Below are 3,505 nucleotides of genomic sequence, written 5' to 3'. Positions count from 1 at the left end.
CCTATAAAACCAGTTAGATAGATTGTAAAAAATGTCTTTTTTTAGTATTTTTTTACATTATGAATCAAATGCCGGATTTTAATTGTTAGATACCACCGCATTTTTTAAAATACTTACAAATAAATCAATAGATTATTAGCTGACATAACTTATAAAAAGAAAATATTTAGGTTAACTATTTTACTCTGGAATGGTTTTCTTTATTAAAAGATAAGAACCTACTTTTGATCTGTTTTTTTCTGTTAATCTTCCTGTTTTGATGATTTTTTATTGGTGAATATAGAATGCGATATTATTTTATTTCGTTGTTAAACTACTCATCTTGATTGTGAAATGTGCAAACGAACTAAAGAACGTAAAAAGATCGGAAAAATTGTTTGACTTCTAAGTCTCGGAAAGTAATATGAGCGCCACGCAATAGAGAGGTGGTTTCAAATTTTCTCGTTGCTTATTCGATGGTGAGGTGGCCGAGAGGCTGAAGGCGCTCCCCTGCTAAGGGAGTATGCGCTTAATAGCTGCATCGAGGGTTCGAATCCCTCCCTCACCGCCACTTTGATAGTGCATCCATAGCTCAGCTGGATAGAGTACTCGGCTACGAACCGAGCGGTCGGAGGTTCGAATCCTTCTGGATGCGCCATTAATTTTAGAATAAAGAATATTGTTTATTAAAACTAAGTAGCGTATCTTTAATAATAGCAAAACAAAAATTGCATCCATATTTCAGCTGGATAAAGTACTCGGCTACGAACCGAGCGGTCGGAGGTTAGAGTCCTTCCGGGATGTGGCACATCATAAAACCCTGTCAATTAACGACACGGCTTTTTGTTTTATAATTAAAATGTTTTTGTATAATAAAATATACGATTACTTTAGTGATTTTCTCCTTTAGTGATTTTCTCTAGATTATCTAGACGGCGACAATTTTAATTATTTACGCTAAAGTAACTTTTCTAAAAGAAAAAATAACGAACGGATAACGGGAGTTCAATTTGATCCCGAATGTATCAAAAGCGCTATCATGGTTAGAGGCACGTCCTAATATTTTACATGCTCTTTGTCGAGGTATTGAACGTGAAACACTGAGAATTAGACCAACAGGCGGACTGGCTAAGTCTGCTCATCCTGATAGTTTAGGGAAAGCGTTAACTCATCCATGGATCACGACTGACTTTGCTGAAGCTTTGTTGGAATTCATCACCCCAGTTGATAATAATATTGGGCACGTTCTAGCATTTTTAAGAGATTTACATCGTTATACAGCACGTCATCTTGATCATGAATTGATGTGGCCATTAAGTATGCCTTGTTTTATAGAGAGCCAAGACAACATTAAACTGGCTCAATATGGTGTTTCTAATATTGGTCGTTTTAAAACTTTATATCGGGAAGGATTAAAGAATCGTTATGGGGCGTTAATGCAAACAATTGCAGGCATCCATTATAATTTTTCTTTACCGATTGAATTTTGGCAAGCGTTGGTTGGTGTTAAGGATGCCGAAAGTGGTAAGGATGAAATTTCTGCTGGTTATTTTCGACTCATTCGTAATTATTATCGCTTTGGTTGGGTTATCCCTTATTTATTTGGCGCCTCGCCTGCAATTTGTGGTTCTTTTTTGCATGAAAATGCCAGGCATCTTCCTTTTGAGAAGACAGCTAAAGGAACTTATTATCTCCCTTATGCCACATCGCTACGAATGAGTGATTTGGGATATACCAACAAATCCCAAAGTGATCTGAAAATCACCTTTAATGATCTAACGACTTATGTTACTGGGCTTAAGCAAGCAATAAAACAGCCTTCTCCCGAGTTTACAAAATTAGGTATATACAATAAAGATGGTAAACATTTGCAGCTGAATACCAATATTTTACAAATTGAAAATGAGTCATATGCGCCGATTCGACCCAAACGAGTGCTTATTGGTGATGAGTCGCCATCCGATGCACTGTTAAACAGAGGAATCGAATATATTGAAGTTAGAGCTTTGGATATTAACCCATTTGCTGCCATTGGTATTGATGAAGCGCAGATCCATTTTCTTGATCTCTTTTTAATCTGGTGTGTATTAGCGGATGCCCCCGTGATGGATGAAAAAGAATTAAATTGTTATCGCACGAATTGGAATCGAGTGATCCTTGAAGGTCGTAAACCTGGACAAATAATCGGTGTAGGTTGTGGTGAATCAATGAGACCTTTAAAAGAGGTAGCGCAGATATTATTTGATGATTTAACTAGAGTTGCTGATGTGTTAGATGTTAGTGGCAATACACGATATCGTGAAATTTGTTCTCAATTGATAGCAATGTTTGAAAATCCAGATCTTACTTATTCTGGCCAAATATTATCCCCGATGATTGAACAAAGTATTAGTCAATATGGTTTGCAATTGGCTAAGACCTATCATCAACAATTAAGCAATGAACCTTATGAAGTGATTACTGAAACTGAGTTTGCTAATGTTCGTCACACCTCGATTAGCAAACAGTTTGCAATTGAACAAGCGGATAAAATAAGTTTTGAGCTTTACTTAAAGGCCCATATCGGGTAAGAATAATAAAGAGATGGCCACTTTGAAGTGGCCAAAATAAAATTTCTTAGAGAATAGGATGATAACAATTTTAGCGTCTTCGTAAATTACGACTCGCGATATGAAAGAAAGTTCGATTTATTTTGTAAAAAATTAATTTTTTGGAGATCACGGTAATGCCATTACTTGATAGTTTTATGGTTGATCATACGCAGATGAAAGCACCTGCTGTACGTATTGCTAAAACGATGAAGACTCCGCATGGTGATGCGATCACGGTATTTGATCTTCGTTTTTGTGTGCCAAACAAAGAGCTATTAACGGAAAAAGGCATTCATACATTAGAACATTTATTTGCTGGTTTTATGCGTGATCACCTCAATAGTAGCGATGTAGAGATTATTGATATTTCACCGATGGGCTGTCGTACAGGATTTTATATGAGTCTAATCGGCCAGCCTAATGAACAATCTGTTGCTGATGCCTGGAAAATGGCTATGCAAGATGTACTTAAAGTGACGGCTCAGAATCAAATACCTGAGTTAAATAAATATCAGTGTGGTACTTATGAAATGCACTCTTTAGTTGAAGCTCAGCAAATTGCTCGCAATGTGATTGAAAGTGGCATTGTGGTTAATAAAAATATAGGTAAGCGACTTAATTTTGATGACATTATTTATATGAGCTATTAAATTGATTTTAGACGTAAAGTGATATTTACGATGGAAGAAAAAGGGTTGAGTATCCGAGAAACAGCGAAGCAATTTCGAATTGGCGCTGCATCTGTATCGCGTTGGATTAATCAAATAGAGCCAAAAGCATCGACTACGCGTCAGCGAAAAATCGATAAATCCGAGTTGATAAAAGATGTTGAACAATATCCAGATGCTTACCAAAAAGAACCTGCAGAGCGTTTTGGCGTTTGTCAGAAGGCCATTTGGCAAGCTCTTTAAAAAATGGGATTGACCTATAAAAAA

At 36.5% G+C, this 3,505-nt stretch carries 3 protein-coding genes and 3 tRNA genes; all 6 read left to right on the top strand.

The window, feature by feature from the left end; genetic code table 11:
- The first annotated feature begins 457 nt into the window (after positions 1-457).
- The 6 genes from ARSQ2_RS02840 (at position 458) to ARSQ2_RS02815 (ending at position 3,481) form a co-directional block, all read left to right on the top strand.
- Positions 458-550: transfer RNA gene (locus ARSQ2_RS02840), tRNA-Ser, on the top strand.
- Between the two features lie 10 nt (positions 551-560).
- Positions 561-637: transfer RNA gene (locus tag ARSQ2_RS02835), tRNA-Arg, on the top strand.
- Positions 638-709: 72 nt separating this feature from the next.
- Positions 710-784: transfer RNA gene (locus tag ARSQ2_RS02830), tRNA-Arg, on the top strand.
- Positions 785-989: 205 nt separating this feature from the next.
- Positions 990-2,549, top strand: a complete 1,560-nt coding sequence (gene gshA / locus ARSQ2_RS02825) for a glutamate--cysteine ligase (RefSeq protein ID WP_181994291.1) — start codon at positions 990-992, stop codon at positions 2,547-2,549.
- Between the two features lie 155 nt (positions 2,550-2,704).
- The gene (gene luxS, locus ARSQ2_RS02820) at positions 2,705-3,220 is read left to right on the top strand and encodes an S-ribosylhomocysteine lyase (RefSeq protein ID WP_181994290.1); all 516 of its coding nucleotides are present in this window, start codon (positions 2,705-2,707) and stop codon (positions 3,218-3,220) included.
- The gene (locus ARSQ2_RS02815; protein ID WP_255487237.1) at positions 3,221-3,481 is read left to right on the top strand and encodes a transposase; all 261 of its coding nucleotides are present in this window, start codon (positions 3,221-3,223) and stop codon (positions 3,479-3,481) included. It abuts the gene before it with no gap.
- The last annotated feature ends 24 nt before the right edge of the window (positions 3,482-3,505 follow it).

The sequence above is a fragment of the Arsenophonus endosymbiont of Bemisia tabaci Q2 genome, from assembly GCF_902713415.1.
Classification (GTDB): domain Bacteria; phylum Pseudomonadota; class Gammaproteobacteria; order Enterobacterales; family Enterobacteriaceae; genus Arsenophonus.
The sequence above is the reverse complement of the archived record's forward strand: the minus strand, read 5'-3'. Positions and strand labels throughout refer to the sequence as shown.

What these genes read in the sequence shown, in the direction of transcription:
- luxS (WP_181994290.1), top strand. Translation starts at nt 2,705, where the DNA reads ATGCCATTACTTGATAGTTTTATGGTTGATCATACGCAGATGAAAGCA.